We start from the raw sequence: 26,226 nt of genomic DNA, 5'->3' as shown, positions 1-26,226 counted from the left end.
AGGTTTAATAACTGTCTTTTTCTAAAACCAACCGAGTAGGGGTGAGATTGAAAGTCACCCCTATATTTTTATGGCGTGTTGAGCGGGTTTAGAGATATGCTTGGCTACTCATGCTTCCTTACCAATTTAGATAGATTATTAACATTCTTTCGGGATAAAGTTGTTTTTAATACACCTAAACGGGTGATTTGGGATTAAGTTAACTTTGCTTTCCTACTCACACTGCTAGTGACTTTGAGGAGATTTTATGTCGTCTCCCGATCGAACAACTGCCAGCAACGAGCATAACGTATATACTGATACATTACCTAACGATTCCAACAGTGCAGGCGAACTAACTTATCAGCAAATTATTCTCTGTTCGGCAGTCATTGGAATTGCTGGAGGATTAGTTGCAACGGTTTATTATTACGCACTGGAATTAAGCCTGCATTTTGTTTGGCACACGCTCCCTGATATTTTGAATCCTTACTTCCCTAGCGGATTTCCCTCCTGGAATTACGTGTGGATTGCTACCACAATTGGGGGATTTTTTGTCGGTCTCACACTGCACTTCATGGGGCTTCCCGGTGAAGTTTCTCTAGTCGTTGATAAGGTACACGATCCAGGACGAATTTCCCTACGCCAAACTCCGGCAATGATTGTCGCTTCCCTGTTTTCGATTACAGCCGGTGGCAGTGCGGGTCCTGAAGCCCCGCTAGTACAAATCAATGGCAGTTTTGGCGGCTGGCTGGGTCAAAAGCTCAATTTGACCCTGACGACAACTCGCGTGCTGACTTTCTGCGGCATGAGTGCGGCACTGGGTGCCTTCTTTGGTGCGCCTCTTGGTGGCGCACTCTTCGCCCTAGAAATTCCCCATCGTCGGGGATTAGAATACTACGAAGCGCTCATTCCTGCCGTGCTTTCGGCAATCTTAAGCTTTTTTGTGTTTCGATTTAACACGGGGTTGACGATTGGGGGGATGTATCATTTTGTCGCACCTCCTAAGCTTTCCCTGATGAATTTGGGTCAAGGCGCACTGCTGGGGGCGCTAGGGGCGCTGATTGCGATCATCTTTATTGTTCTGTTCCGGAGTATTGGGTACTTGACTCAATACATCGAACACCACACGATTGCGCTGGCTACTTTGGGAGGGTTCGCAATTGGGCTGATTGCTTTAGTGTTTCCCCAGACCCTATTTTTTGGCGAAAAGGAAATTCATACGATTGTCGAAACAGGTTCGACGTTTGGAGTAACGATGTTGCTCGCGATCGCATTCGCGAAGATGCTAGCAGTTAGTTTCACTCTCCACTCCGGTTTCCGGGGAGGCTTCATCTTTCCGCTGTTTTACATTGGTGCAGCAGTTGGCTTGGCAATTTCTCTGGCTTTTCCACAAATCCACCCGACAATCGGTATGATTTGCATGATGGCGGCAGTGAACGTGGCGGTGACGAAAACACCGATTAGTTCCACTGTAATTCTCAGCGTGCTTTCAGACACCGCAATGGTGCCGGTTCTGGTGATTGCCAGTTTTGTCAGTTTCCTGTTGACTACCCAAGTCTCGTTGATTCAAACGCAGCGATCGCGCACGCCGACCGGGTTGCAAAACCCCACCTCGCTGCCCCTATATACTGCTGCTAGGGACTTTCCACAAACCAGCCCTTGAATCCTGCCGATATTGAAAGCTTTTCACGATTGTGGTAATGCTCCTATTAGTCGCAGTTTATGCCTTTAGGAGCTTTTTCTTTGGAGAAGTTATTCATCAAAATTTTTGTTATTTTTAATGAATTAATTACCCAGAAAATGAATGAAGACTGACAAATCTACAAATAATTTCTTTCAATTTGAAGCCGATTTTGTAGAGTCCTTGCGTTGCATTCCGATGCAGGTGCGGATGAAATTAGACACTTGCGGCGTCAAACTAAAATTGCCTCACTGGCACCAATTTAGTCAAGCGGAACGACAAACCCTGGTAGAGATGCCCTGTACCACAACAGATGAAGCTCAAGCCTACCGGAAATTACTGCACCAATTCGTTGTAGAACACACGGGCGTCTCTCCAGGCGACCTTCCGATAGAACCTCATCCAGATTGGATGGATGCTACAAAAATACCGGCTAACATTCAGGAAAAGGCAGCAGAATTTGGAGCAATACTGACACCCCAACAATGGGCAGAACTCACTCCCGCCCAACGCTTTGCCCTCATCAAACTCAGCCGCCCCAGTCACGAAAACCAAAACTTTTTAGCCGCACTCCAAGAATTTCACTTAATCTGAGCTATCAAGAAATGTGAAAAAAATTGCTACTTACCTTGCTGCGGCATAGTTATTAGGTTACAAACGATGCTGGCAGTGCTAGAGAAAGCGTTTGTGGTTTGTCCCATCGCGCTCATTATTCATCTGCCGTCAACTTTACAGGACATCTTCAACATGCCTTTTACCGCTAGCGTTATTTCATGTCAGGAGTGGGGGGCCAGACCCCCCAAACAGTGGTCAGAGGAAACCACACCTAAATACGTGATCGTTCACCATACCGATACGCCCAATCCCCCCAGCCATATATCGAAAGGAACTGTGGATGGAGCGAAAAAATTTGCCAAAAGTGTTCAGAATACCCACATGGATGTTTTCGGCTGGTGGGATTCCGGTCATAATTTTTTGAATACAACGGACGGCGTTCTCCTAGAAGGAAGAAATGGCACTTTAGCAAAAATTAAACGAGGTTTGTGTATTCGCTCGTCTCATGCTGGCAGTGCTCTAGGCAATGAATCGCCGGGAATTGAAAATGAAGGCAGATTTATGACCCATCAGATGGGTGAAAAACAATGGAATAGTTTAGTCGATTTATGCGTTTCAATTTGCAGTTCCTGCAAAATTTCTCCTGATAATATCAAAGGGCATCGAGATTTTTCTGCTACTGATTGTCCTGGTGATTGGCTATACGCTCAACTACCCCGTTTGCGTCAAGCCGTTCGTCAAAAGTTGAGTGCAATCGGTGTTCCGACAGACGATGGTTCCTTAAGAGTTGGATCGCGAGGAGAAAAAGTCAAACAATTGCAGCAGTTGTTGAAGGACAAAGGTTTTAATCCGGGTCCCATTGATGGTAGTTTTGGTACGGGCACAGAAACGGCTGTGATTGCTTTTCAGAAATCCCAAGGGTTAAAGGCGGATGGAGTTGTGGGAACAACTACCTGGAATGCGCTCACCAACCCCACACAAGTGCCTCCAGTTAATCTGGTGAATATGTGCAAATACTACCAAGGGTTGCCTCATCAAGATGATGCGCTGGAGTGGCTTCAGACGCAGATTCCGAAAGCAACCCTCGATGAGTTTGGGAAAAGATGGCGTAAAACAACTTAAAAATCGGGTAGAAAAGCCAGGAGTTAGGAAAACAAACGATTCAGAATTTTCTCTTCCTCCTGGCTTTTATCTGCTTCGACAGCAATCCTTGCAGTAGTTATTAAATTCTCTATTGTCTTGTTGGATCGCCCTGTGGGACTTGGAGCAGTTCATTTCTTCCGAAATCAAATAAGACGGCTATTGAATGATTTACATTATTCGAGAGTCAGGGTTTGATAACATTTAAGGAATAAGTTGACGAACGGCTTACCGCTAGCTTCATCTGTTATTGCCTCTGGCTTGGTTGCTTGAGAATGACTTTTGGCTTGGCATAAGCGGATGAAAAGTCGATGCCCCCCTAATGAAGATTAAACGCGCTCCAAAACATAAACCCGAAAACATTTGGTCGAAAGAATGGGATGATCTACTGCGGGGTGCCGCGGGTGGGTTTTTATTCGGAATTCCGCTACTGTACACGATGGAAGTCTGGTGGATTGGGTCGTTCACGGAACCGCCGGTGATGCTAGCTGCGATCGCTGCCACGTTTATCGTCGTTTTCCTGCTCAATCGCACCGAAGGCTTTCGCAAATTTAAGGATATTCGACCGGGTGAAGCCGTAATGGATACCATTGAAGCGATCGCTATCGGCGTCGTCTGCGCGACAAGTATCCTAATTTTATTGCGCGAAATCACCTTCGATACCTCTTTGGGTGAAGCATTAGGAAAAATAATCTTCGAGAGTGTACCGTTTGCTTTGGGTGTGGCACTAGCACGTTCTTTTTTAAGTGGCGATCGCTATCAATCTCCTAACAGCGATGAAAATCCCCCACAACCAGACAAAACCCGTCTCAATGCGACCTTGGCAGATATTGGGGGTACTTTGATTGGTGCCACGATTATTGCCTTTAACATTGCGCCTACTGACGAAATTCCCATGCTAGTCGCTGCTTCTTCCCCTCCGTGGCTGATTGCGATTATTGTTGCCTCGCTGTTAATTTCTTATGGGATTGTCTTTCAGGCTGGCTTTACTAATCAACAACAACGGAAACAACAGCAAGGACTTTTTCAGCGTCCCTTAAGCGAAACTGTTTGCTCCTATTTAGTGTCGCTTCTGGCAGCCACATTTATGTTGTGGTTCTTCCACCAGCTGAGCTTTGACGATCCGTGGCAAATGTGGTTGAGCTATACATTGTTACTAGGACTCCCAGCCACTGTAGGTGGCGCAGCAGGAAGGTTGCTAGCATGAGCCAAACGAATCAAGATAGCAATTCATCCCAACAGCAACGACCGCCGCGATCGCTTGCGGAATGGGTTTCCTTTGCGATCGCGACATCTATTGTGGCGCTACTCGTAGGACTGGTGCTGTATGACTGGGCAACCCAGAAAAATGAACCCCCGACTCTATCAGTCACCGCGAAGGAAAGAGAACTTCGTCAAACTCAAGAGCAATTCTACATCCCTTTTGAAGTGACGAATACTGGTGGAGAAACTGCTGAATCAGTCCAGATTATTGCCGAGTTGCGGGTTAATGGGAAAGTTGAAGAAACTGGCGAACAACAAATTGACTTTCTCTCCGGCGGCGAAAAGGAAGAAGGCGCATTTATCTTTAGCCGGAATCCCCGCGATGGCGAGTTAGTCGTGCGAGTCTCTAGCTACAAGTTACCTTAAGTTTTTTGATAACTGCTCATTTCCCGGTTCGCTGTAATTATTGGAAACGATGCAATGGTTAATAACAAGCTTGTCGCAGCGAATACTCGATTTGCCTTCAAACTATTTAGGGAACTTACAAAGCAGGAGCCTGACAAAAACATTTTTGTTTCTCCAGCAAGCATAGCGATCGCGCTCTCAATGACCTATAACGGCAGTGTGGGGCAGACACAAGCGGCAATGGCGATCGCGCTGGAATTGCAAGAAATGAGCTTGCAACAAGTCAACGAAGCTAACTTACAGTTGAAACAATCGCTAGAAAATCTGGATAACGAGGTGGAGTTAGCGATCGCTAATTCGCTTTGGGCGAATCAGAATGTGGAATTTAAACGGGATTTTTTGAAGCGAACCCAAGAGTTCTACGGTGCAAAAGTAACCAACCTGGACTTTAGTAGTTCCGATGCTTTGGCAACTATTAACAACTGGGTAAGCGAAAACACCCACGGCAAAATCGAGACAATTCTCCAAAAGCTTGACCCTCAAACCGTTTTAATCCTAATTAACGCTATCTATTTTAAAGGTATTTGGGCAAGCCCTTTCGATAAAGAAAATACACACGATAGAGCCTTTACATTACTTGATGGGACGCAGAAACAGTACCCGATGATGTCTCAGCACAGAACCTACCGCTACTACCAAGGTAAGAACTTTCAGGCGGTTAATTTACCCTACGGTAGTGAACAGGTGAGTATGTACATCTTCCTTCCAGATCAAGACTCAAACTTGCAAGCATTCCACAAAAATCTGAACGCTGAAAACTGGAATCAATGGATTTACCAATTCTGGCGAGAGGAAGGAACACTCGTTTTACCCCGCTTTCAGCTAGAGTATCAAGTAGCACTCAATGATGCCCTGATTGCCTTGGGGATGGGAATGGCTTTTGAAGGAGGTTTCCAGCAGATGTCTGCCCAAGACATTGCCATTGCCAGCGTCATCCATAAAACCTTTCTCGAAGTCAACGAAGAAGGAACCGAAGCCGCCGCCGCAACTGGTATAGAAGCCTCATTCGGTCCCCCCGACCCTCCCTTTAGCATGGTGGTTGACCGCCCGTTTTTCTGCGCGATTCGGGATGATGATACTGGAAGTTTGCTGTTTATGGGTTCTATTATGGAGCCACAGACTGCAACATCCAAGCAATCAAACAGGAGTTAGGAAAATGGCGGGAAAAAAAATCTTGATGCTCGTCGGTGACTTTGTTGAAGACTACGAAGTAATGGTGCCATTCCAGGCATTACAAATGGTTGGGCATACTGTCCATGCGATTTGCCCCAATAAGAAAGCAGGGGACGAGGTGCGAACCGCAATCCATGACTTTGAAGGCGACCAAACCTATAGTGAAAAACCCGGTCACAACTTCACCTTAAACGCTACCTTTGATGAAGTGGAAGCGACAGAATACGACGCCTTAGTCGTTCCTGGTGGACGTGCGCCAGAATATATCCGTTTGAACCAGAAAGTATTAGAAATCACCCGCCACTTCGCCGAAGCAAATAAACCGATTGCTGCAATTTGTCACGGGTTACAAGTTTTGGTGGCAGCGGGAGTGCTAGAAGGCAGAAGTTGCACCGCTTACCCCGCGTGCGGCCCGGATGTTAACCGGGCAGGTGGGCTTTACGTGCATATTCCACCAGATGAGGCAATGGTTGACGGTAACTTAGTAACAGCACCTGCATGGCCTGCTCATCCTAACTGGTTGGCAGAATTCTTGAAACTTTTGGGAACGAAGATTGAGCATCAAGAAATGGTTGCGGTTTAACGGTCTCAATCCTATCGAAGTTAGATAATTTACTTGTCTTAGCGCTATCTACACTTGCGATTCGGTCTTAGCTCCCCTTTTAAGGCTACGGTGTACGCACATCTTGGGTTAAGGGGCAAAAAGTTGATTGATCCCCTAAATCTCCCTTTTTAAGGGGAACTTTGACTGAATTCGCCACCTTTTTTAAGGGGGGTTGGGGGATCAAAACGGGACTTGCAAGTTAAAGAAGTCTTGTGCGTATACGGTAGCTTTAAAAGAGGGTTTGGGGGCTTTCTTTGGATGTAACATCACTAATCGAGAAGTATTTGATTAGAAATCCAGTTCCTCAATCACAACCGTTCTTTTTTTCTGTTTTTAAAAAAACTACTGATTCGACTGTTCTCTTGTCTGGGTATCCAGCTTATCTACTCGATTACGCAAACGTTCCAACTCTAATCGATAGGTTTCTAATTGACTTCTTGGAACCGTTAACCCTTCTTGAGTAACTCGATTTCCAGCAGGATTATCAATGAGTTGTTCAACTTGATTTAAGCAGGCATTTAAACCGGCAGCAAATTCATACCGAGTTACAGGCCGATTGCCTTGAAAAGTTCCATCGCCATTTCCACTGAGACACCCATAACGCTCTGTTGGAGGTGGCATTTGAGAATTTGGATTATTGGGAATCGCTTCTTGTGCAACTGCACTGTTTGCTAACAGCAAGGCCATTCCCGAAACGGCTGGACTATATAAAAGTAGAGTCTTAAAAAATTTAGACATTTTAATTCTTTCCACTTAATTTGCAAAAAGGTAACTTGAAGTCTGCTGAAAAAGAAACTTTTATATCTTATTGTAATGAAAATCAACTAGCTATGTGTTGATTGCTGCCGGGAAAAGTATCAAAGTTTACTTACTTCTAATTACAGATACCAGGTTCCGCCTTCAGACGTTATCCCAGTAATAGGTAAAGCGCTAGATATAAAAATTTATACTGTCTCAGGAGAACGCTGAATGAATTTACCAGGAACCTCCGTCTCTGTTTGGCTCGACACTACAGAAGGGACAAAATACCCGCAATTGACCAGTGATATTACCGTAGATGTTGCCATTGTAGGCGGCGGCATTACTGGCTTAACCGCTGCGTTGCTATTGAAACGCGCTGGATTAAGGGTTGCAGTAATCGAGGGATCGCAAATTGGCAGTGGTGTCACCGGCTATACGACTGCCCACCTCACCGAAGCTGCTGACGAACGCTACCAAGACCTGATTTCCTCCTTGGGCGACACGGATGCGAAGCTGGTAGCAGAATCCAGTCGTGCGGCGATTGAACGCATTGCTAAGTTTGTGGCAGAAGAGAAGATTGATTGTGATTTTCAGCGAGTGCCGGGATATCTTTACACTGAAAAATCCCAGGATGTGTCTGAAATTGAGTCAGAGGCGGAAGCGGTTAGCAAGTTAGTGATTCCGGCTGCTTTGACCAAGGATGTGCCACTGCCATTTCCGGTAGAAGCGGCGGTGATGTTCCCCAATCAAGCGCAGTTTAACCCGATTCCCTATCTCCAAGGGCTTGCGAAGGCGATTGACGGTGGTGGCAGTTTTATTTTTGAGCAGTCATCTGTTGTCGATATCACCGGAGACAAGCCGAGTCGAGTTTCTACCGAACAGGGGACGGTAACGGCGCTAGATGTGATTATTGCTACTCATACGCCGATTCACAATCTGAACAGTCTCCCGGACTTGTATGTAATGACCACGAAAATTGCCCCGTATCGCTCTTACGTTATTGGAGTGAGATTGCGATCGCCATTACCGCCAGGACTGTTTTGGGATACCGAGGAGCCGTATCACTATACACGCAGCTACAAAGACCTGCTGATTATTGGCGGTGAAGACCACAAGACGGGTGAGGATGTGGATAATGAGGCGTGTTTCGAGCGCTTGGAAGTGTATGCGCGATCGCTCTATGATGTCGCCTCTATCGATTATCGCTGGTCAGCTCAATTGTACGAGCCGGTCGATGGTCTACCCTATATCGGGAAAACCGCAGCGAATTCTAATATCTACGTTGCTACCGGCTATTCTGGCAACGGCATGACCTTCGGCACCGTTGGCGGGATGCTAACAAGCGACTTGATTCTGGGACGGACGAATCCCTGGAGCGACCTTTACGACCCCAATCGCGCGAATATTCTAGCCAGCGCCCAGCGGTTTGTGACGGAGAATCTGGGCGTCGCCAAGCACTTTGTAGCGGATCGGCTTTTTAAGTCGGAAGGCAATGAACCCTCGGACGTAGCACCAGGCGAAGGCAAGATTCTTGACATCAACGGGAAGAAATATGCCGTCTACCGCGACGAGACAGATTATCTCTGTTCACTTTCTCCGGTGTGTACTCATGCTGGATGCATTGTTGACTGGAATAACGCCGAAAAAACTTGGGATTGCCCTTGCCACGGTGGACGTTTCAGCCCTACGGGTGAGGTACTCAATGGCCCGCCGATTACGGATCTCGATCAAAAAGAATTGCCCAGTCAATTTACAACGAAAAGTTAACTCCATTCACTTTTCTTTTCCCTCTCCAGATTGATTAAGTCAATCTGGAGGGTTGCTAGCGTGTTGGGTGAATAGAAACAAGAAATCCTCTCTGGATTTCATTTTTTTAGACACAGTTTAAGGACACACTAATGCCAGCAGAACAACAGCTACAACCACCCCAACATCAAGACCATCGACCGGGTACCGAATCAGAAATGACGCCTAGCCCCAAGGCGGATGATAGTAAATATCAAGGTAGTAACAAATTACGCGATAAAGTGGCGTTGATTACTGGCGGTGATAGCGGCATTGGTCGCGCAGTTTCTATCTTTTTTGCCAAAGAAGGCGCTGACGTGGCAATCATGTATCTGAACGAACACGATGATGCCCAAGAAACGAAACGGCTGGTAGAAGAACAAGGGCGCAAATGTATTACGATTCCTGGCGACATTGGTGACGAAAAATTCTGTCAGCAGGCTGTAGAAAATACGGTTGCGGAGCTTGGGAAACTCGATATTCTTGTTAACAACGCTGCCGAACAGCATCCTCAAGAAAGCATCGAAGACATCACTGCCGAACAGCTTGAGCGCACGTTCCGGACTAACATTTTCTCAATGTTTTTCTTGACGAAAGCTGCACTCAAGCACCTCAAAGAAGGCAGCGCGATTATCAACACCACTTCGGTGACAGCTTATAAAGGGAATCAGCAGCTGCTCGATTATTCGTCTACTAAAGGGGCCATTGTTGCCTTTACGCGATCGCTCTCAAAATCTCTGGTGGAAAAGGGAATTCGCGTGAATGGCGTCGCCCCAGGTCCCATCTGGACGCCGCTCATTCCCTCAACTTTCCCAGAGGAAAAAGTTGCCTCTTTTGGTAAACAAGTGCCGATGCAACGGGCTGGACAGCCAGAAGAAGTTGCGCCTAGTTACGTCTTTTTGGCGTCAGACGACTCTTCTTATATGTCCGGTCAGATTTTGCATCCCAACGGTGGCGATGTTGTCAATGCTTAACGCTAAGATGACTACCGATTTTTCTTGAAAGAATAGAAACCCGTTTTCTAACTAGAAAACGGGTTTTTTGATAGATGTTAGGAGTTAGCGATAGGATGCATCCTAGTGCATGCGCCTATACCTTGAAAGGTGGGTCTTGTGCGTACAAAAGCTGCTCCCCGTAGGCTGAAGAATTTTTAGTTGAGTCTGCGTAGGCAGGCTTTGTTTATGTACACCTACGCTTCTAGTGCGGGGGCGTGTATTTGCTTAGTGAACTAAAAAAACTCCCACCACGTAAGTGGCGGGAGTGCAAACGTCAGTTAAGTTTAGAGAGGTATGGCGTCAGAGGTTGAGTGTGCTTCCGATTACTTCGTCGAAGCTGCCATTTCTTGCTGAATTTTGCTCTTGGCAGCTTTGAATTCGCTAGACATTTGCTCTTTTTGTTCGGTGCTGCAATTGTTGTCAATGGCTGCAAACATCGTGCTTTCTTCTTGACGAATATGATCGCCAACCGCATCCATCAACTGCTTAATTTTTGATTTGAATTCGTCTTTGGAAGAAGCAGGGTTGATCGCTTTAATTTCATCCAACATCCGCTTCATCTCGGCTTGCTCATCGTACAGCTCTTGAGTATTGTCGTCCCCGTAGAAAGAGCGAACTCTGGGATAAACGATTTCTTCTTCGGCTTGAGCGTGTGCCAATAAATCTTTGTAGAGCTGCCCAAAATACTCTTGGAGTTTTTGAGGATCGTCAGTAGCCCCAATTTCTGTAAAGATGGTGTTGGTCTTATTGTGATCCAGGCGGATGAGCGTCTGGATGTTCATATCTTGCTTATCGGTGTTTTGGGTGACGGCGCTACCAAACACACCAGACAAGGCTGCAACAGCGTCTTGAACTCGTGCCCACAGTCCCTGATCTGCGTCTTTTCCAGTCAGTTCGCGGACACCCACGAGTTCTAGCAGTCCTTTGAGTTGTTCCTGGTGAGCGCGGTTCTCAAAGTTAACAGCATTTAAAGGTCCAATCGCCAGTTCAATATCAGCACCCACGACTTGAGCAGCTTTGTGAACTACGATACCGCTCATCGCCTGAGCGTGCTTCAGGAGTTCGTGTTGAACTAATTTCTGGTAGAGAGACAGCTTATCACCAGACATTAATTCTTGGGTCTTCTGAACAAATTCCTGAACTGTCTCGTGGGGTTCAGAGGGAACGCCGTACTGAACAATTACCGTTTCTAGAACGCCCAGGTTTTTCTGGTCGTCCTGGAGCATATTCTGCAAGCGATCGCGCACATCTTGATCGTGAGTGGCACCGAGCAGTGTTTGCTCGTTAGAGATGATTAAATTTTGCGTCGCTTTCATGTCTGCCAATTTTTGAGCGATCGCAATGCGCTTTGTATCGTCCAGTGTTGATACCATTTTTGTTCCTTCTTTGAAATATTATGATTTTTGAATCTTTATGAATAATCTCACAATCTCTTAAGGTAATTCATCTTTCCCGCGACTGAATCCAAAAGTATGGTTCATAGAGGAGATAAATACTTTTAACTTATAGATTTTTATTTGGAATTCAAATTATTGAAACTTCTACTTTTGATAGTTTGCAAAATTAGGGTTCTTGAGTATAGTGATGATTCATCTAAATAAGTTTCAAGAATATATCGCTGTAAATGATTTGTGAACGGGAGTTCTCCGGCTTCTCTAAAAAGCTGGATAGCTGAACCAATGGTATCTCACACCTAAAAAAGGATAGATATACTTTATTCCTTCAATAGAAAACGTAAAGTTACGCGCTCAAGAAAAATTAACTCGTCAATAAAATAAATCTAGGAGCATAGCTTATAGACCCTCCTAGATTTAATTGCTTTCTTCCAGCGATGGCAGTTAGCGATCGCACTTATTAACTATAGGGAAGCTACGTTCCAAACCTCCCTACAGAGTTAATTCTGTTCGCGCGCACTACTACTTGCTAGAAGCTGCCATCTGGTCTTGTAGCTTGCTCTTAACAGATTTGAACTCGGTTGCCATTTGTTGTTGCTGCTCGCTGCTGAAATTATCGCGCAGCTTAGCGAACATCTCGTTCTCTTCTTGATTAATGTGATGGTTGGTAGCGTCGCTTAGCTGACGAACTTTCGCTTTGAACTCAGAAGAAGAAGGACTCATCGCCTTAATTTCATCCAGCATCCGAGCTTGCTCAGCTTGCTCGTTATACAGATCCTGCGTGTCCTGATAATAGGAGCGCACTGCTGGATAAACAACTTGCTCTTCGGCTTTAGCGTGAGCCATCAAGTCTTTGTAAAGCTGACCGAAGTATTCTTGGATCTTTTGAGCGTCGTTGGAATTCTCAATTTCCATAAACAAGGTCTTCGCCTTGCTGTGATCCATGCGAAGAATTTCACCGATGGTCATATCAGAACGGTCGGAGGTTTGGGTGACAGCACTACCAAATACCCCTGATAATGCAGCAACGGCGTCTTGAACCCGTCCCCACAGTCCTTGATCGGCTTCTTGTCCGGTTAGTTCGCGAACACCCAGAATTTCCAGAATACCTTTCAGTTGCTCTTGGTGAGCGCGGTTCTCAAAGTTAACGGTATTCAAGGGAGTAATGGCAGCTTCAACATCAGCACCAACTACTTGAGCAGCTTTGTGAATCAGTAGACCCGTCATGGTTTGCTTATGCTTAAGCAATTCATGCTGAGATACTTTTTCAAACAAAGTCAGTTCAGAACTTTCCATTAGCTTCTGAGCTTCACCAATTATCTTGGTTGTGGATTCCTTGGGTTCGGCTTTGACACCGTACTGAATAATTACAGTATCGAGAACACCGAGGTTTTTCTGATCGTCATCAAGCATATCTTGTATGCGCTTGCGAAGATCATCATCGGCGAGCGCAGAGATGAACTTTTGCTCGTTAGCAATTAGCAAGTTTTGCAGCGCTTTCATATCTGCCAACTTCATGCCAATCGCTATGCGCTTGGTATCATCTAGTGTCGTTACCATTCTTTTGTTCTCCACTCAATAATCATAGGATCGGAATCTATCTCGAAGATAGTCATCTCTGTCGAGTAGATTCATCTCTCTTTTGAGAGATACCCCTTATTTATCCTCTTTATAACGTCCAATTTTTATTGGCTCTATCCAAAGATAGAAAAGATTCAAAACCTTAGGACTTTTCTCTTTTTTAGTTGGCTTAGTATATTCTTATTTTGGTTATTCGGCATCTATCGTAAATCATATTTGAAAAGTTAAAATAGCCTGAACTTTGATGACGGAGATTTGACAAGCTAGTTATTATAAAAATAGCTTCGTGCCACTATCTTAAGAATGAAATATTGAGTTTAAATTTGTGTATAGCCGATCACTTTGTCACCATTCCACCATCAGGCAGATACACTTCTTAATACGGGTCGCTAGATTGACTCAATAACAGACTCAATTAAGACAAGGGCAGGAGACAGGGCGTGACGACGAATAAGGATGCTTCTCTGGGGCAGCAGGCACTTAACAAAGCAGCGGAAATAGGATTATCTAGCCAACTCGATGAAGTAGAAGAATTAGCGGTAGATATCCAGAGCGATCCACTGAAAATGGTTCAGGGACAGGTGGATTCAGTCACCGTTGAAGGTGAAGGTTTGGTTATGAACAAAGACCTCCGGATGCAGGAAATGAAAATGGAAATGCGTGGCATCTCCATCAATCCCCTCAGCGCTGCTTTTGGCAAAATTGAATTAACCAAACCTACTGATGCAACGACCCACGTTGTCTTGACGGAAGCAGACATCAACCGGGCATTCAACTCGGAATTTGTCGGTAGTAAGCTGCAAAGTATGCAGGTATCAGTCAATGGACAACCGATGACCATTGACACTAAAAAGGTAGATTTTCGCCTACCTGGTGAGAACAAAATTGCATTAAGTGCCGACGTGCTGCTGCGCGAATCTGGAGAAACCACGCAAATTGCCTTTACAGCAGTGCCCCGAGTTGGTGCAAATGGGCAGAAGGTCAATTTGGAAGACGTTGAGTATACCGAAGGCAAGGAACTCTCCCCGGAACTGACGGCGGCGCTATTAGAAAAATCGAGCGAACTATTGAACCTGAGTAACTTCGATCTACAAGGAATGTCGCTTCGCATCAAACAATTAAATCTAGAATCGGGAAAAATGACGCTTTTGGCGGAAGCGCGCGTGGAGCAAATTCCTTCAGGCTAGTGATGAACTGTTTGCGGTTCGCTATTCGCGGTTAGCTGAGTAGGTTACGATCGGCAACCCAAAGCTAATAGCTAATAGCGATCGCTTGCTTTCACTCGTCTAACTCCTAGAATCCATAGAGAAGAACATGACACAAACTCCCAATATCCCGCCGCTGATTGAAAGTGATGAGACCGATTATCAAGATAGCGGGGTGACAAGCACAGTCGCGATCGCAGGACATCCCCTGCATCCACTGATCGTCACCTTTCCCATTGCTTTTTTGACTACACCAGCAGCCGCGGATCTCGCCTACTGGTGGACAAAAGATCTCTTCTGGGCACAAGCCTCCTTTTGGCTAATCGGCATTGGCTTGGCAAGCGGGGTGCTTGCAGCCCTAAGCGGCATGATGGACTTTCTGAGAATTGAACGAGTTCGCAAGCGCAGTGCTGGCTGGGCACACATGGTACTGAATGTCGCCGCCCTAGGGCTGACAATTGCCAACTTTGCACTCCGTTGGGGCAATACCTCAGGAGCCATATTGCCTACAGGGCTTACAATCTCAATTATTGTGGCAACCCTTCTCGGTTTGTCGGGTTGGTACGGAGCCGAGCTAGTCTATCGGCATAAAGTTGCTGTGATCGGCTACGGGGATTCAAATAGATAGAAAAAATAAGCAGGCGACATCCACGTCGCCTGCCAATTAATTTAAAAATTTCCTCTACACTTGTTTAGCATCGCTAAAAGGTAGAAGCCGCAAAAGCTAAATTTTTCTGCGTTATATCAATCCTGGCCCTTGATGACGCTTGTCACCTTCCATCGTCAGCTTCCCTTCTTCATCGTCCTGTAATTCTGAGACAGTTTCAGCGCGTTCGGCAGCCTCGGCTTCTTCTTTGGCTTTTAAGTCTCCAGGTTCGTTCACATACATTTCGGGTTCGATGGCATAGTTATTTAAAAGACCCTCTTTGTCTACCGTGTAGCCATCTGTAGTATCGATACTTCCATCATTTGTTTGATCGTTAGTAGGGGATTTTTCCTCATCATCTTTTCCGGGAGTTGTTTTAAATGCATTCCCCTCTCTTTCTCTACGTGCTGCGGTTTCAGCAGGTACAATCCCCCGATCGTAGTTATCTTCACCAACTCGTTGACTGCTGTCTACGTTATCTGTTTGATTATTCATGACTATTATTCTCCCAACAATATTCAGCTTTAGAAACTAAGAATATAATTTTTGGTATACCTTTATACTCTACCTTGAGTATTAGATCGTCTAAGTATAAAAAATTTATATAAGATTGCGTAATTAATAACAACTAGGATATAAATTAATCTCCTACTTAAGAAGGAAATATTGAACTCTTCTGTGTGCTATGAAGCTCAGTTGGATGCAGAAGCCTGCTCGTTGGCGCGGCTTTAGTCTAAATGTATAGAATACAGAACTGAGAACTGCTTGGAAGTGTAGCCAATGCTTCGAGACGCCAAATATATCAAGCGGATTATCCTCTCGCTGCTGATTATTGTGCCCCTGGGATTGCTCTCCAAGAGATACACTGGATTCGGTCGCGGCTGGGTCAACGATTTCTCAGGTGATATCTTATACGAAATATTTTGGTGTTTGTTCGGGTTTTTCCTGTTTCCGAGTCGCAAAGCAATGAACCAAATTCCAATTTGGGTATTCGGTATCACCTGTACGATCGAATTTCTGCAACTGTGGCACCAACCTGTTTTAGACTCGATTCGCTCGACTTTTCTGGGCAAACTGTTGCTTGGAACCACCTTTTCTTGGTGGGATTTCCCCCATTATCTGCTCGGTTGCATCATCGGGTGGCTATGGTTACAGCAAATTGTTAGAGGTTACAAAGATAAAACCCCGATTCGCTCGGATAAATAGATAGGATGATTAGATGAGGGAGAATTTTCAGTAGTTTTTAGCCTGTGTTTGATGGCTAATCAGATGTAACTGAATTAACCCGAACGGGATGCCCTAACCTTGATTTAAGTTTTGATCTTTCTCGCCAGCTTTTCAGCATCAAGCTGTTTTCTTTCAGCATCAAGCTTAGGGTGATTAGCTGTTCGGATAGTAATATCAGCTCTTGGCTCGTGGCGATTAGCTCCTGACTTACGCAGATAAGCTCAGACGATCTGCTGAGCAGATAGTCTGTTCTGGTTGTTATATTTTGCTGGGATATCTCAGAATCTTGCTGTTTAGATTCTGCCAAATCTAAAGGATATGGGGGAACTTCAAAACAAGTTGATTTTTGCCACTTCCTGTTGCTCAGTTTGTGTTTTGTCATGCTCTGAATCCAGTTAACGGAGATGTTAGCAGGTATTGTAAAAGACAAAATTTGAACTTACTAGTAGATTTTAAAGGTGAAAGCGATCGCGTAGCACCTGCGTAGCAGGTGCTACGCGATCGCTCGAATTTTTGGACGGGTTGTAGTATCTACTTATCTATATATTAGTTGCTTGGATTGTACGAGCAGCTTTTTCCTTGTGGCGATTAGCGCTTCACTTGTAGCGATTAGCGCTTCACTTGTGGCGATTAGATCCTGACTTTCGCCGATCAGCCTAGATGATTTGCTGAGCAGATAATCTGTTTTAGTTATTATATTTGGCTGATATATTTCAGAATCTTGCTGTCCAGATTCAGCTAAATATAAATCATCTTGATGAATTTTACAGCAAGATAGTTTTTGCCACTTCCTATTGCTAACGTTATATTTTGTCATGTTAGGAATCCAGTTGATGAAGATGCTGGTGTGGTTTTGTAAAAGAGTGAAGTTGGTTCAGTGGATGCCAAAAATCGAGCGCTCGTGTGGCAACCGCTACGCGGTTGCCACACGAGCATTTAAAATTTAGAATATCGTCGTACTATCTACTCATCTAGCAATTTTAGATCAATTTTTCTGGATAAATTTTTTTCGTCAAAACTTATTGACAATGGATTAAATTCGTAGATTTAGCTTTGCCCTTTCAAATAAAAGATATTAGAGACTAATCCAACTAAACTTCTATCTCCAGGCAGAAGTTAATACGAACGATATTTGTATACTACACTACACGAAAACCTGTGTTGAGCGATCGCTATGGTTATGAAATTTATCGTTAACCCGCATGATAGCTACAACCAGATTACCATCACCCCAGCCAGATGAAGAAGCAAGTAAAGGTTAAACCCAATTCAAAAAACCAAAGAATTGAGGAAGCTGAGGACGGTAGCCTTACGGTTCATTTAAAGTCGCCACCTGTAGATGGTAAGGCAAATGAAGAGTTAATTCAAATACTCTCTAAAAAATTTAACATATCAAAATCAAGAATTTTTATCAAATCGGGTTTATCGTCAAGAAATAAGCAAGTCGAAATAGACGACGGTTGAACCTAACTAGAAAATCTAGCAATCTTATTGAAGTTGTGAGCCAGCCCTTCAGATACCTGACTGCTCTAGAAAGTTGGGGAGCTGAGCTTCCCGAATCATTAAGTAAGATTCTATAGCAGTTGCTCGGTAAAGGTGTTGTTCTGACTGCACGCGATCGCTATTTTCATTTTCCGTTTAAACTCATCCCCGTTAGCTTTAAATTAACAAAAGATTAATTTTAGAAACTATCTATTGGTAGATTTCAAAAGCTCAAAGTCAAAATCTAAAATTCAAAAGGGAATAACTCAACCTGGTACACTTGAACGAAGAGGTCAACTCAGCATGCCACACGTCTTACTGATCGATGATGAAGAGGCATTACGTGCCAGTCTCAGCTACGCCTTAATTAAAGAAGGCTATCAAGTGACAACCGCAGGGGATGGACAGACTGCACTCAAGTTGTTCCACAAGCAAGTGCCGGACGTGATTATTTTGGACTTGATGCTACCGGGCATTGATGGGATGGAACTCTGCTGGCGCATCCGAGCATTTTCTAATATCCCGATTTTGATGCTGACAGCTAAAGACCAAGATATTGATAAAGTTTGGGGATTAGAAGCGGGTGCAGATGACTATATCACCAAACCCTTCAACACTCGCGAACTTCTCGCACGCATAAAAGCTGTTCTCCGGGGTCGCGCTGTGGGTCAACAGTCTCTACAGGGAGATTAAAAAAATTGAAGTTGCACCTTTGAAAAATTCAAGGAGCTGGTTAGCAATTCATATCCGATGGAATTCGATTTACCGGAAACTGTTAGTTACCTATTTAGCACTCACCGCATTAGGAACTTCTATTCTGGCAAGCTATATTCTGTTCTCTTTCCATGCCTATTTCATGAGGACGAGACAGGCTGATTTAGATGCCTGGACAACAGCCCTCAGCGAGAGCGTCGCTGACGCTTTAGAGGAAAATAATCTTGAGCGGGTAAGAGTGCTAGTGCAACGCTACGGTTCACCGGAAGCAGTCACCCTGCGCGTCTTTGCACCTGATGGTCGCCTGCTATTCACCTCCGCCCCCCAGCTAGATCGGCAAGTCCCTAACTGGTTGGCGATCGCTGGCGTGAGAGAAGCGCTACAAAATCAGCCAACGCAAGGAGTCGCGAAAGGGATTCTATCCAACGATGACCGAGTGTATGCAGTGCGACCGATATTTCGGAAGGGTCGTCTGCTCGGTGCGCTGCGGATGTCGATCACTTTAGAACAGTTTCAGCGTCAGTTTCGCCGCGTCATTTTCACCGTTCTTGGAACGCTCTTCTTGACGCTCTTGCTTTGTGCGCTGATTAGCGAAAGCCTTGCCCGTAATATTGCCAGACCGATTCAGGCGATGTGCCACTTTGCAATTGAGGTGGGTGGGGGTCATTTAGGTGAGAAGCTGAACATTCATCAAGATGATGAAGTGGGTCAATTAGCCAGTGAATTGAATCGCATGAGCGAACGGCTGGCTTCCTTAGATAAAGAGCGGCGGGCATTCCTCGCAAATGTGTCCCACGAACTGCGGACTCCTGTTAGCAACGTCTATGTCACCCTAGAAGCACTCGCCAATGGAGCGGCGGAGGAGCCGGAGTTACGCGATCGCTTCATCCAGACTGCACAGGATGAAACCCTGCGCCTGTCCAGACTAATTAAGGATCTGCTGGATTTGGGACGACTCGAAGCAGGCGTAACGCCACTAGAACAGCAACCGCTAAAGCTGCGAGACTTGATCGAACGGGCGGTGCGAGCAATGGAGTCCCGCATGATAGCCAAGGAAGTTGGCATCAGCGTGGAGGTTGCGGATGTTCAAATCCAAGGCGATCCAGAACGGCTATTGCAAGCTTTTCTAAATATATTGGACAACGCGATTAAGTTCTCAGTACCAGAGTCTAAAGTTTCTGTCTCAAGCAATATAGAAGGTGCCCAGGTTTCAGTAAAAATTCGCGATCGGGGAACCGGAATCACAGAGAGCGATTTGCCCCGCATTTTTGAACAATTTTATACAGCAGATCCCTCGCGCAAAGGCAGCGGAACGGGTTTGGGGTTAGCGATCGCGCGACGGATTGTGGAAGCACACGGCGGCACGATTACGGCTACTAGCACTCCAGGTCAAGGCGCAACTTTTAGTATTCGTCTTCCCCTCGACACCGCCGCAGAGAAACGAAAGAGTTAATATCCTGTCCGGCTTATCCCTTTATTTATAGTCGGCTTATCGTCGGTTGGAAATTGGGGCGTTGTTCTGTTGGACAAGGGCAACCTGATGCAGGAGGACACCTCATTCTGCTCCCCCTACAAATTGCACTGTCGTGGCGAGGGAGTCTCCTAGACTGGGACTTCCTCCGGAAACTCGATCTGCTTGACCAGCAGTATTGATTCAATGACGTTGAGCGTTATAGCTGATCGCGGGAATTGATAAAAACCAAGTTGAATAAGCGTTTAGAGCCATAACTAGCATCATAAAAGGTGCTTCCCTCCACCGCGAGTTTCCAAATCTGGCAGCTTCAATTCAAAAAATCTATCTATAAATACGAAAAGTCTATCGATAAACCGGGGATTACATCTTGTCTTCGGTGTTTGACTATGGCATTCTGTTAAAACAGTCGTATTCCGACCGATAAACCGGAGATTAAACTAGCTACTGCTCCAACATGATTTGCGTGAAACAAGTGGGGCAGTAGATTCAATGCGGGAATGGAGCCGTATGCATATCAAACTATTGTCTTTAAAGAGTGTTCTTTTTTCTCTGCTAGTTGTTTCCTTAACCTTTACCAGCGCTTGTAGTAACACTTCAGCAAATACTTCTGCAAATACTTCTGCAAATACTTCAGGTAGTTCCTCTGGCAAAAAGGTGATTCGGATTGCGATTGGTACCCAAGACCAAACCATTAACACCGTGACAGGTGGTGCAGTCATCCGAGAAGAAAAGCTGCTGGAGAAGTATCTGCCAAAAACAGGAAAATACCAAAATGTTGAGTACAAAATTGAGTGGTCTAGCGCCACATCAGCTCCACCAATTACCAACAAAATGTTGGCGAATCAAATTGATATCGGCAGCATGGCGGACTTTCCGGCGACGATTAACCTGACGACTTTTCAGAAAAAAGGCAATGGCGTTAAGACTGTTTTGATCTCATCCCTTGCCTACAGCCCTAATGGAGCCGGAAATGCGGTTGTTGTCCCCACCGATACACCTTACAAAAAACTAGCAGACTTGAAGGGGAAAACCATTTCAGTTCCCTTTGGAACCTCGGCGCATGGGATGCTGCTGCGGGCGCTGAAGAATGAGGGCATTGATGCACAGAAAGAAGTGACGTTAGTGAGTCAATCACCAGAAGTAGGTGGAACGAGCCTGAGAAGCCGTCAGATCGATGCTCATGCGGATTTTGTGCCCTATGGTGAGTTATTTCCCTTTAGAGGCTTTGCTCGGAAGATTTACGATGGTGCACAAACGGAAACTCCAACCTTTCATGGAGTTGTAGTGCGCTCGGACTTTGCGAAAGAAAATCCCGAAATTGTGGTGGCTTATCTAAGGGCAATGTTGGAGGCGAATCAGCGTTTCCGGGAACAACCAGAAGCCCTTAGTGCGAAGTTAGAGAAATGGACAGGGGTTGAGAAAGAAATCTTTTATATGTTCCTCGGTCCATCGGGTATTCAAAAGCTCGATCCGAGAATTCAACCATACCAAATTACTGCGCTCAAAAATAGCGTAACGACGTTGAAGCAGATTGGAAAATTAGATGCCAGCGTGAACCCAGATGATGTTGTAAGTTGGACGGACGATAGTTACCTGAAACAAGCGCTCAAAGAGAGCAACATTAGCGAACAGGATGTGGCTAAGTCGGCGGATAATTTGATTCGTGGCAATGATGCACTCACTCAAGAATCGATTCAAGATCCAAAACTAGCAGCTCAGATTTGGGTAGAAGGAGAAGATAAAGTTCTCAGTTTTACCTCAATCAAGAATATGCTGACAAAGCTACAACAGCTAAAGTCTGAGGACAAAACAGCGGCTGTAGCCTTTGTACACGATCGCGACAAAGGTTGGAAGTTATTCGCTCAAAATTCGTTCTATGTTCGGAATGGCGACCAGGTATCTGCGTTCTTACTAGAAAAAGATGCACAAGCATTTGCCGGGAAAGCTGGAGCAAAGGTGGCAAGCTTCCAAGAGTTGCAGCAGCTTTATGCCAAAAATACGCATTCAAAGGATTTAGCGGTTGCGCGATGAATGAAGGGGAGCGATCGCAACGATAGAACTATATTGAGTCAAATGAGAGGTTTGTAATGGCTGTATCTCCAAAATCAGCACGAAAGACAAAAGGAGAGAAGTACAGTGTACTGAGGAGCAAATTTTTGAAGCAGCGCTCCTTGTCAAAATTAGCGCTTATAAGTCTGGCACTGCTCAAAAGTCGCAATTTAAAGCGAGCCATTTCCATTGTTTTATTCTTTGGAATCTGGCAGTTTTTGTGCGTCACTCAGTTCAATTTCTTCATCAATTTTACCTTTTTACCCTCTCCAGTTGAAGTTTGGAATGCAACGGTTGAATTCTTTTCTGGCAATGCATCTGTGCATATTACTGCCAGTCTTCAACGAGTTTTGCTGGGATTTGGAATTGCGGCTATTCTGGGCGTTAGTTTGGGCATTTTGATTGGCTGGTTTCGGCAGATTGAAGATTTAGTTTTTATTCCATTGGAGTTGCTCAGACCAATTCCTGCCGTCGCCTGGATACCGCTGGCAATTCTCATGTTTCCCAATGCAGAGTCAGGGATGGTGTACATCACATTTCTAGGCGCATTCTTCCCAATTTTGATCAGCACAATTCGGGGAGTAGAAAGCACGGATATAGTGCTGCTGCGAGTAGGACAGTGTTTGGGAGCTAAACAGTGGCACATTTTTAAAGATATTGTGGTGCCAGGAGCGATGCCTAACATTGCCAGCGGTTTGGTTATTGGTATGGGAAATGCCTGGTTTTGTTTGGTAACAGCTGAAATTCTGGCAGGTCGCTTTGGAGTGGGTTATCTGACCTGGGAGTCTTATGTTACATCGAATTATCCACCAATCGTGATGGGAATGTTGCTGATTGGTTTGATGGGTTTGATAAGCACGTTGATTGTCGATCTCTTAACGAAGTTGCTGATGCCTTGGCGAGTAACGAAAAAGCAGGGTGTGTAGTTCCCTGAAAATGAATATTCAAGTTGCCTATTTTTGGAGGTTTAGAAGCTGTGGCAACCCTAGCAAAAAAGCAGGTTAGCGCCTTGGCGAAAGGGTCAGTTGAGGTTAAAGATTTATCCGTTTCCTTTAAGCGACGAGACCAGTACGGGCCTTTGCTGGTTCTAGAATCGACAAACTTCAAAATTAATCCTGGTGAATTTGTCTGTTTGTTGGGACCATCGGGCTGCGGCAAGTCAACGATTCTAAACTTGATTGCTGGTTTTCTGAAGCCAACAAGGGGACAGGTATTGGTGGATGAACAACCCGTTGAAAGACCGGGAGCAGATCGCGGATTTGTTTTTCAGCAATACTCGCTCCTACCCTGGAAGACCACCTTTGAGAACGTGGAATTTGGTTTAAAAATTCAGGGTATTTCTAGAGTAGAACGAACTGAATTGGTAAATGATTACTTAGACCGAGTCGGCTTGTATAAGCATCGTCATTCTTATCCTCATCAGCTATCAGGAGGAATGCAACAACGTGCAAGCATTGTGCGGGCACTGGTAAATTCACCCTCAGTATTGTTGATGGATGAACCGTTTGCAGCCTTGGATGCTCAGACTCGGCACATGATGCAGGAGTTGCTGCTGAACATTTGGAGCGATTTGAAATCCACGGTTATTTTTGTCACCCACGATATTGAAGAAGCCATCTTTTTGAGCGATCGCATTCTGGTCATGGGCGTTCGTCCAGGGCATATCAAAGAAACAGTTGTGGTGAATCTCGATCGACCCCGCCATATAGATACGATGCTTTCACCGGATTTTGTGAATCTCAATCGGCAAGTCTTTGAATTGATTCGCGAAGAAACTCTCAAGAGTATGGAGTTGGGTTGATTGAAGCAAACCGTATTTGTACTGCTCGTACAGCCCAAGTGTGTTGCTTTCGATAGCGGCTTGGCGTGCCCTTTGTTGTCCCTTTTACCAACTGCTTAAGTTCTGAGATTGATGGAGAAATTCGGTTTGAATCCAGCGATCGAGGTTAATTGTCTCTAGTCCTTCATTTCCGGGAACTAGACGCAGTTGGGCAATGTGTTGAGTAATCCAGTCGGGACGAATCATCATCTCGCAGAAAAAGCGCCCAGGTTGATTCTGGTGATAGACATTGCTGAGAATTTGGGAGACGATTTCGGCATCCAGGTTTGTCCACTGGCTGATCAGAGAAAGCGCTGAGGGCGTAATAGTATACCAATATTGGGCAGCGCTTAAGGCTTTTAGGTAAGCGATTACAACTTCCGGATACTGTTCCACTAACTCTGCACTCACCACTACACCATGAAAAGCCGGTAACACATTCAAATTGTCGCCTTGCAAATAACGAAACTTGCCTTGACGATAGGCAATATCGTGAAAGGGAGCAAAGTGGGCGTATCCATCTGCTTGAATGGAATAACCAAAGGGGTGAGTAATGTTGGAGTTCTCTAAGGAAGCAAGCTTAACCTCGTTAAGTAAGTTCGCAGAATTGAGCGATCGCATCACCATCCCATGTGCCGAAGAACTGAAAGGAACCGCAATCACACCTCCTCGTAAGTCTTCGATACTTTGCAGTTTGGACTTATTGGGAACAATTACGGCATTACAGGAACCATCGGGATTCGTTGAAACAAAGCTAACCAGGCGCGTCTGTCGAGTTTCACTACCGGAATTATTTTGCTGGATAGCACTCAGTAACAAGGGATAATCCCCTAAAACGCCAATATCTAATTTTCCGGCGTGCAATCCTTGAATAATCGGCGCTCCTGTGGAAAAATCGCACCAATGAATGCGATACTGCGTGGAACTGTATCGCCCTTCTCTGGGTAAGAAGTGTTCTAGCAAGCCTAAGCGCTGAATCACTAAGCCCGCCGTTACTGTTGGAATCGTGCTGTTTTGAATCCCGATCGCTAGATCAATTGTCTCAGGATGTTGCAGGGAGTTGGAACGAATGATTAGGTTAGGCGATCGCAAACGCACTGGGGTTGAATGAGGGCGAACAGAGGCGTGCTGTTGCTCTTGACCATTCTCAACCAGAGCAATAAATTTTTGCATCGGGTTTGAGTTGCGCGAGCGCCGATTTTGCGATGATGAGTCTGCGATCGCAGATTGGCTTAATCGTTTGGGTAACACTAGGAAAACATTACCGGATAAGGCAAATTCTTGCAGGGGAATTGCAACAAGCATTCCCGATTGACATTCAGACTTAAATTCAAAGTTAGAAGCAAATCCTAAATAATCACCCTGCATCATATAGGTTCGCATCAAACTGAGAGTATCAACAGTTTCAACTTGAGCGAAATCCGAAAAATTTATCCCTAATTCAGTTAGCCGAGATTCAAACACTAAACGGCTAGGGGAGCCAGTATTTAGCATCACCCATCGCTCTTTTTGCAGTTCTTTTAAGCTCAACCAGCTTTGATTCGCTAAAGGATGGTTCGCCGCAACCACTAAAGAATAGTGAATGGGAGCAATTGGGGTTGCTGAAATTTCAGAAAATTCTGCAAAACTAATATCTGAAAATCCTATATCAATCTGACTGCTGGTAATAGCTCGATAGAGAAATTCAGCCGAATCAAATACGACACACTGAGTTTGAATCCCAGGATACTGCTGACGGTACTGGAAGAGAATTTCAGGTAGCCATCCATTAGCTATCGCGGCTGTGCAGCCGATTTTGAGATTGCCAAATTTGCCTTTTTTGATTTCTTCGACTTTGGCAAACAATTGATTTTCAATCTCAATCAGTCTTGGCCCTTCCTCCAATAAAAACTGTCCCACCTCGGTTAGCTGAATCTTACGACCAAGACGATAAAACAGGTCAGTTCCTAGTTCAGTTTCCAGGGATTTTATTTTGGCGCTGACCGCAGGCTGAGTCAGATTTAGAGCATCAGCGGCTTCAGTAAAACTGAGGTGCCTAGCTACCTCCAGAAATACTTTAACTTGATAAACCTCCACGTTCTCTAACCCCCCAGATTGGAATTTATATTTTACAGCTTAATGAATGAATTAAACTAATTTATAAAAGTATAAAAAATATGAATAAATAGATGGTGTTTTTGGTTACAAAAAAGCTTGTAAGTTTCTAATTTCTTCCCTAACATGAAAAAGTCAAGAGGCGATTTCGATTAATTTATCAGTACAACTTATAAAAGTTTTTGCTAACTGAAGAGGAGTCAATAGTGGATACTCA

General features: G+C 45.0%; 25 protein-coding genes. 18 read left to right on the top strand and 7 right to left on the bottom strand.

Annotated elements, in window-relative coordinates; translation table 11 throughout:
* Positions 1-247 precede the first annotated feature (247 nt).
* The 7 genes from NC997_RS00705 to NC997_RS00675 all read left to right on the top strand — a co-directional run bounded on the left by NC997_RS00705 (position 248) and on the right by NC997_RS00675 (position 6,782).
* Complete coding sequence (locus tag NC997_RS00705) at positions 248-1,645, top strand: chloride channel protein (RefSeq protein ID WP_190524410.1); 1,398 nt, start codon at positions 248-250, stop codon at positions 1,643-1,645.
* A 141-nt stretch (positions 1,646-1,786) separates the two neighbouring features.
* Complete coding sequence (locus NC997_RS00700; protein WP_190524407.1) at positions 1,787-2,257, top strand: nitrate reductase associated protein; 471 nt, start codon at positions 1,787-1,789, stop codon at positions 2,255-2,257.
* A gap of 66 nt (positions 2,258-2,323) precedes the next feature.
* Positions 2,324-3,340, top strand: a complete 1,017-nt coding sequence (locus tag NC997_RS00695; protein WP_242031222.1) for a peptidoglycan-binding protein — start codon at positions 2,324-2,326, stop codon at positions 3,338-3,340.
* Positions 3,341-3,680: 340 nt separating this feature from the next.
* Entirely contained in the window at positions 3,681-4,565 is an 885-nt protein-coding gene (locus NC997_RS00690) for a TIGR02587 family membrane protein (RefSeq protein WP_190524404.1), read from the top strand.
* A complete protein-coding gene (locus NC997_RS00685) occupies positions 4,562-4,987 on the top strand; it encodes a TIGR02588 family protein (RefSeq protein ID WP_190415885.1) in 426 nt (141 codons plus the stop codon). Before NC997_RS00690 ends, NC997_RS00685 begins: the two co-directional genes overlap by 4 nt.
* Before the next feature lie 54 nt (positions 4,988-5,041).
* Positions 5,042-6,178, top strand: coding sequence for a serpin family protein (locus NC997_RS00680; RefSeq protein WP_190524401.1), 1,137 nt, complete (start codon positions 5,042-5,044; stop codon positions 6,176-6,178).
* Between the two features lie 4 nt (positions 6,179-6,182).
* Complete coding sequence (locus NC997_RS00675; RefSeq protein WP_190415889.1) at positions 6,183-6,782, top strand: DJ-1/PfpI family protein; 600 nt, start codon at positions 6,183-6,185, stop codon at positions 6,780-6,782.
* A 363-nt stretch (positions 6,783-7,145) separates the two neighbouring features.
* On the opposite strand, the gene NC997_RS00670 is transcribed toward NC997_RS00675, so the two are convergent.
* The gene (locus NC997_RS00670) at positions 7,146-7,541 is read right to left on the bottom strand and encodes an S-layer homology domain-containing protein (RefSeq protein WP_190524398.1); all 396 of its coding nucleotides are present in this window, start codon (positions 7,539-7,541) and stop codon (positions 7,146-7,148) included.
* A gap of 231 nt (positions 7,542-7,772) precedes the next feature.
* On the opposite strand from NC997_RS00670, the gene NC997_RS00665 reads away from it, so the two are divergent.
* Positions 7,773-9,311, top strand: a complete 1,539-nt coding sequence (locus NC997_RS00665; protein WP_190524396.1) for an FAD-dependent oxidoreductase — start codon at positions 7,773-7,775, stop codon at positions 9,309-9,311.
* A 131-nt stretch (positions 9,312-9,442) separates the two neighbouring features.
* Complete coding sequence (locus NC997_RS00660; protein WP_190429986.1) at positions 9,443-10,303, top strand: SDR family oxidoreductase; 861 nt, start codon at positions 9,443-9,445, stop codon at positions 10,301-10,303.
* A 344-nt stretch (positions 10,304-10,647) separates the two neighbouring features.
* On the opposite strand, the gene NC997_RS00655 is transcribed toward NC997_RS00660, so the two are convergent.
* Both NC997_RS00655 and NC997_RS00650 read right to left on the bottom strand, forming a co-directional pair.
* Positions 10,648-11,697, bottom strand: coding sequence for a hemerythrin domain-containing protein (locus tag NC997_RS00655; RefSeq protein ID WP_190524392.1), 1,050 nt, complete (start codon positions 11,695-11,697; stop codon positions 10,648-10,650).
* Positions 11,698-12,240: 543 nt separating this feature from the next.
* Positions 12,241-13,278, bottom strand: a complete 1,038-nt coding sequence (locus NC997_RS00650) for a hemerythrin domain-containing protein (protein ID WP_190415051.1) — start codon at positions 13,276-13,278, stop codon at positions 12,241-12,243.
* Positions 13,279-13,739: 461 nt separating this feature from the next.
* Here NC997_RS00650 and NC997_RS00645 point away from each other — a divergent pair, with 461 nt between their 5' ends.
* Positions 13,740-14,486 (top strand): DUF2993 domain-containing protein, encoded by a 747-nt coding sequence (locus tag NC997_RS00645; protein WP_347276033.1) that lies wholly within the window; start codon positions 13,740-13,742, stop codon positions 14,484-14,486.
* Between the two features lie 127 nt (positions 14,487-14,613).
* Entirely contained in the window at positions 14,614-15,132 is a 519-nt protein-coding gene (locus NC997_RS00640) for a DUF2231 domain-containing protein (RefSeq protein ID WP_190415052.1), read from the top strand.
* A 111-nt stretch (positions 15,133-15,243) separates the two neighbouring features.
* On the opposite strand, the gene NC997_RS00635 is transcribed toward NC997_RS00640, so the two are convergent.
* On the bottom strand, positions 15,244-15,645 hold the full coding sequence (locus NC997_RS00635; protein ID WP_190415053.1) for a hypothetical protein: 402 nt from the start codon (positions 15,643-15,645) through the stop codon (positions 15,244-15,246).
* A gap of 285 nt (positions 15,646-15,930) precedes the next feature.
* Between NC997_RS00635 and NC997_RS00630 the strand changes: the two genes are divergently transcribed.
* A complete protein-coding gene (locus NC997_RS00630) occupies positions 15,931-16,356 on the top strand; it encodes a DUF2809 domain-containing protein (protein WP_190524389.1) in 426 nt (141 codons plus the stop codon).
* A 55-nt stretch (positions 16,357-16,411) separates the two neighbouring features.
* On the opposite strand, the gene NC997_RS00625 is transcribed toward NC997_RS00630, so the two are convergent.
* Together NC997_RS00625 and NC997_RS00620 are read right to left on the bottom strand one after the other, a co-directional pair.
* Positions 16,412-16,759 (bottom strand): hypothetical protein, encoded by a 348-nt coding sequence (locus NC997_RS00625; protein ID WP_190524387.1) that lies wholly within the window; start codon positions 16,757-16,759, stop codon positions 16,412-16,414.
* Between the two features lie 153 nt (positions 16,760-16,912).
* Positions 16,913-17,194: a hypothetical protein gene (locus NC997_RS00620; RefSeq protein ID WP_190524384.1), complete on the bottom strand. Its 282-nt coding sequence runs from the start codon at positions 17,192-17,194 to the stop codon at positions 16,913-16,915.
* Positions 17,195-17,616: 422 nt separating this feature from the next.
* Here NC997_RS00620 and NC997_RS00615 point away from each other — a divergent pair, with 422 nt between their 5' ends.
* The 6 genes from NC997_RS00615 to NC997_RS00590 all read left to right on the top strand — a co-directional run bounded on the left by NC997_RS00615 (position 17,617) and on the right by NC997_RS00590 (position 23,897).
* Entirely contained in the window at positions 17,617-17,841 is a 225-nt protein-coding gene (locus tag NC997_RS00615; protein ID WP_190440034.1) for a DUF167 domain-containing protein, read from the top strand.
* Between the two features lie 321 nt (positions 17,842-18,162).
* Positions 18,163-18,552 carry a response regulator gene (locus NC997_RS00610; protein ID WP_190415056.1) on the top strand — a complete coding sequence of 130 codons (390 nt, stop codon included), beginning with the start codon at positions 18,163-18,165 and terminating at the stop codon, positions 18,550-18,552.
* 163 nt (positions 18,553-18,715) lie between these two features.
* The gene (locus tag NC997_RS00605) at positions 18,716-20,026 is read left to right on the top strand and encodes a HAMP domain-containing sensor histidine kinase (protein ID WP_348257747.1); all 1,311 of its coding nucleotides are present in this window, start codon (positions 18,716-18,718) and stop codon (positions 20,024-20,026) included.
* Positions 20,027-20,554: 528 nt separating this feature from the next.
* Positions 20,555-22,078 (top strand): ABC transporter substrate-binding protein, encoded by a 1,524-nt coding sequence (locus NC997_RS00600; RefSeq protein WP_190524381.1) that lies wholly within the window; start codon positions 20,555-20,557, stop codon positions 22,076-22,078.
* A gap of 125 nt (positions 22,079-22,203) precedes the next feature.
* The gene (locus tag NC997_RS00595) at positions 22,204-23,022 is read left to right on the top strand and encodes an ABC transporter permease (protein ID WP_199306008.1); all 819 of its coding nucleotides are present in this window, start codon (positions 22,204-22,206) and stop codon (positions 23,020-23,022) included.
* Between the two features lie 50 nt (positions 23,023-23,072).
* Complete coding sequence (locus NC997_RS00590) at positions 23,073-23,897, top strand: ATP-binding cassette domain-containing protein (RefSeq protein WP_190524453.1); 825 nt, start codon at positions 23,073-23,075, stop codon at positions 23,895-23,897.
* Between the two features lie 84 nt (positions 23,898-23,981).
* Here the strand turns inward: NC997_RS00590 and NC997_RS00585 are convergent, their stop codons facing one another.
* Positions 23,982-25,991 carry a LysR substrate-binding domain-containing protein gene (locus NC997_RS00585; RefSeq protein ID WP_190524375.1) on the bottom strand — a complete coding sequence of 670 codons (2,010 nt, stop codon included), beginning with the start codon at positions 25,989-25,991 and terminating at the stop codon, positions 23,982-23,984.
* Between the last annotated feature and the right edge of the window lie 235 nt (positions 25,992-26,226).

The sequence above is a fragment of the Trichocoleus sp. DQ-A2 genome, from assembly GCF_039961915.1.
Taxonomy (GTDB): Bacteria; Cyanobacteriota; Cyanobacteriia; order Cyanobacteriales; family FACHB-T130; genus FACHB-T130.
This window is presented reverse-complemented; position numbering and strand designations above follow the sequence as displayed.

Coding starts and splice junctions, on each gene's coding strand:
- NC997_RS00695 (WP_242031222.1), top strand. CDS start 2,324: ATGCTGGCAGTGCTAGAGAAAGCGTTTGTGGTTTGTCCCATCGCGCTC.
- NC997_RS00635 (WP_190415053.1), bottom strand. CDS start 15,645: ATGAATAATCAAACAGATAACGTAGACAGCAGTCAACGAGTTGGTGAA.
- NC997_RS00615 (WP_190440034.1), top strand. CDS start 17,617: ATGAAGAAGCAAGTAAAGGTTAAACCCAATTCAAAAAACCAAAGAATT.
- NC997_RS00650 (WP_190415051.1), bottom strand. CDS start 13,278: ATGGTAACGACACTAGATGATACCAAGCGCATAGCGATTGGCATGAAG.
- NC997_RS00605 (WP_348257747.1), top strand. CDS start 18,716: ATGAGGACGAGACAGGCTGATTTAGATGCCTGGACAACAGCCCTCAGC.
- NC997_RS00655 (WP_190524392.1), bottom strand. CDS start 11,697: ATGGTATCAACACTGGACGATACAAAGCGCATTGCGATCGCTCAAAAA.
- NC997_RS00690 (WP_190524404.1), top strand. CDS start 3,681: ATGAAGATTAAACGCGCTCCAAAACATAAACCCGAAAACATTTGGTCG.
- NC997_RS00640 (WP_190415052.1), top strand. CDS start 14,614: ATGACACAAACTCCCAATATCCCGCCGCTGATTGAAAGTGATGAGACC.
- NC997_RS00685 (WP_190415885.1), top strand. CDS start 4,562: ATGAGCCAAACGAATCAAGATAGCAATTCATCCCAACAGCAACGACCG.
- NC997_RS00610 (WP_190415056.1), top strand. CDS start 18,163: ATGCCACACGTCTTACTGATCGATGATGAAGAGGCATTACGTGCCAGT.
- NC997_RS00630 (WP_190524389.1), top strand. CDS start 15,931: ATGCTTCGAGACGCCAAATATATCAAGCGGATTATCCTCTCGCTGCTG.
- NC997_RS00675 (WP_190415889.1), top strand. CDS start 6,183: ATGGCGGGAAAAAAAATCTTGATGCTCGTCGGTGACTTTGTTGAAGAC.
- NC997_RS00660 (WP_190429986.1), top strand. CDS start 9,443: ATGCCAGCAGAACAACAGCTACAACCACCCCAACATCAAGACCATCGA.
- NC997_RS00670 (WP_190524398.1), bottom strand. CDS start 7,541: ATGTCTAAATTTTTTAAGACTCTACTTTTATATAGTCCAGCCGTTTCG.
- NC997_RS00705 (WP_190524410.1), top strand. CDS start 248: ATGTCGTCTCCCGATCGAACAACTGCCAGCAACGAGCATAACGTATAT.
- NC997_RS00700 (WP_190524407.1), top strand. CDS start 1,787: ATGAAGACTGACAAATCTACAAATAATTTCTTTCAATTTGAAGCCGAT.
- NC997_RS00625 (WP_190524387.1), bottom strand. CDS start 16,759: ATGACAAAACACAAACTGAGCAACAGGAAGTGGCAAAAATCAACTTGT.
- NC997_RS00680 (WP_190524401.1), top strand. CDS start 5,042: ATGGTTAATAACAAGCTTGTCGCAGCGAATACTCGATTTGCCTTCAAA.
- NC997_RS00600 (WP_190524381.1), top strand. CDS start 20,555: ATGCATATCAAACTATTGTCTTTAAAGAGTGTTCTTTTTTCTCTGCTA.
- NC997_RS00620 (WP_190524384.1), bottom strand. CDS start 17,194: ATGACAAAATATAACGTTAGCAATAGGAAGTGGCAAAAACTATCTTGC.
- NC997_RS00665 (WP_190524396.1), top strand. CDS start 7,773: ATGAATTTACCAGGAACCTCCGTCTCTGTTTGGCTCGACACTACAGAA.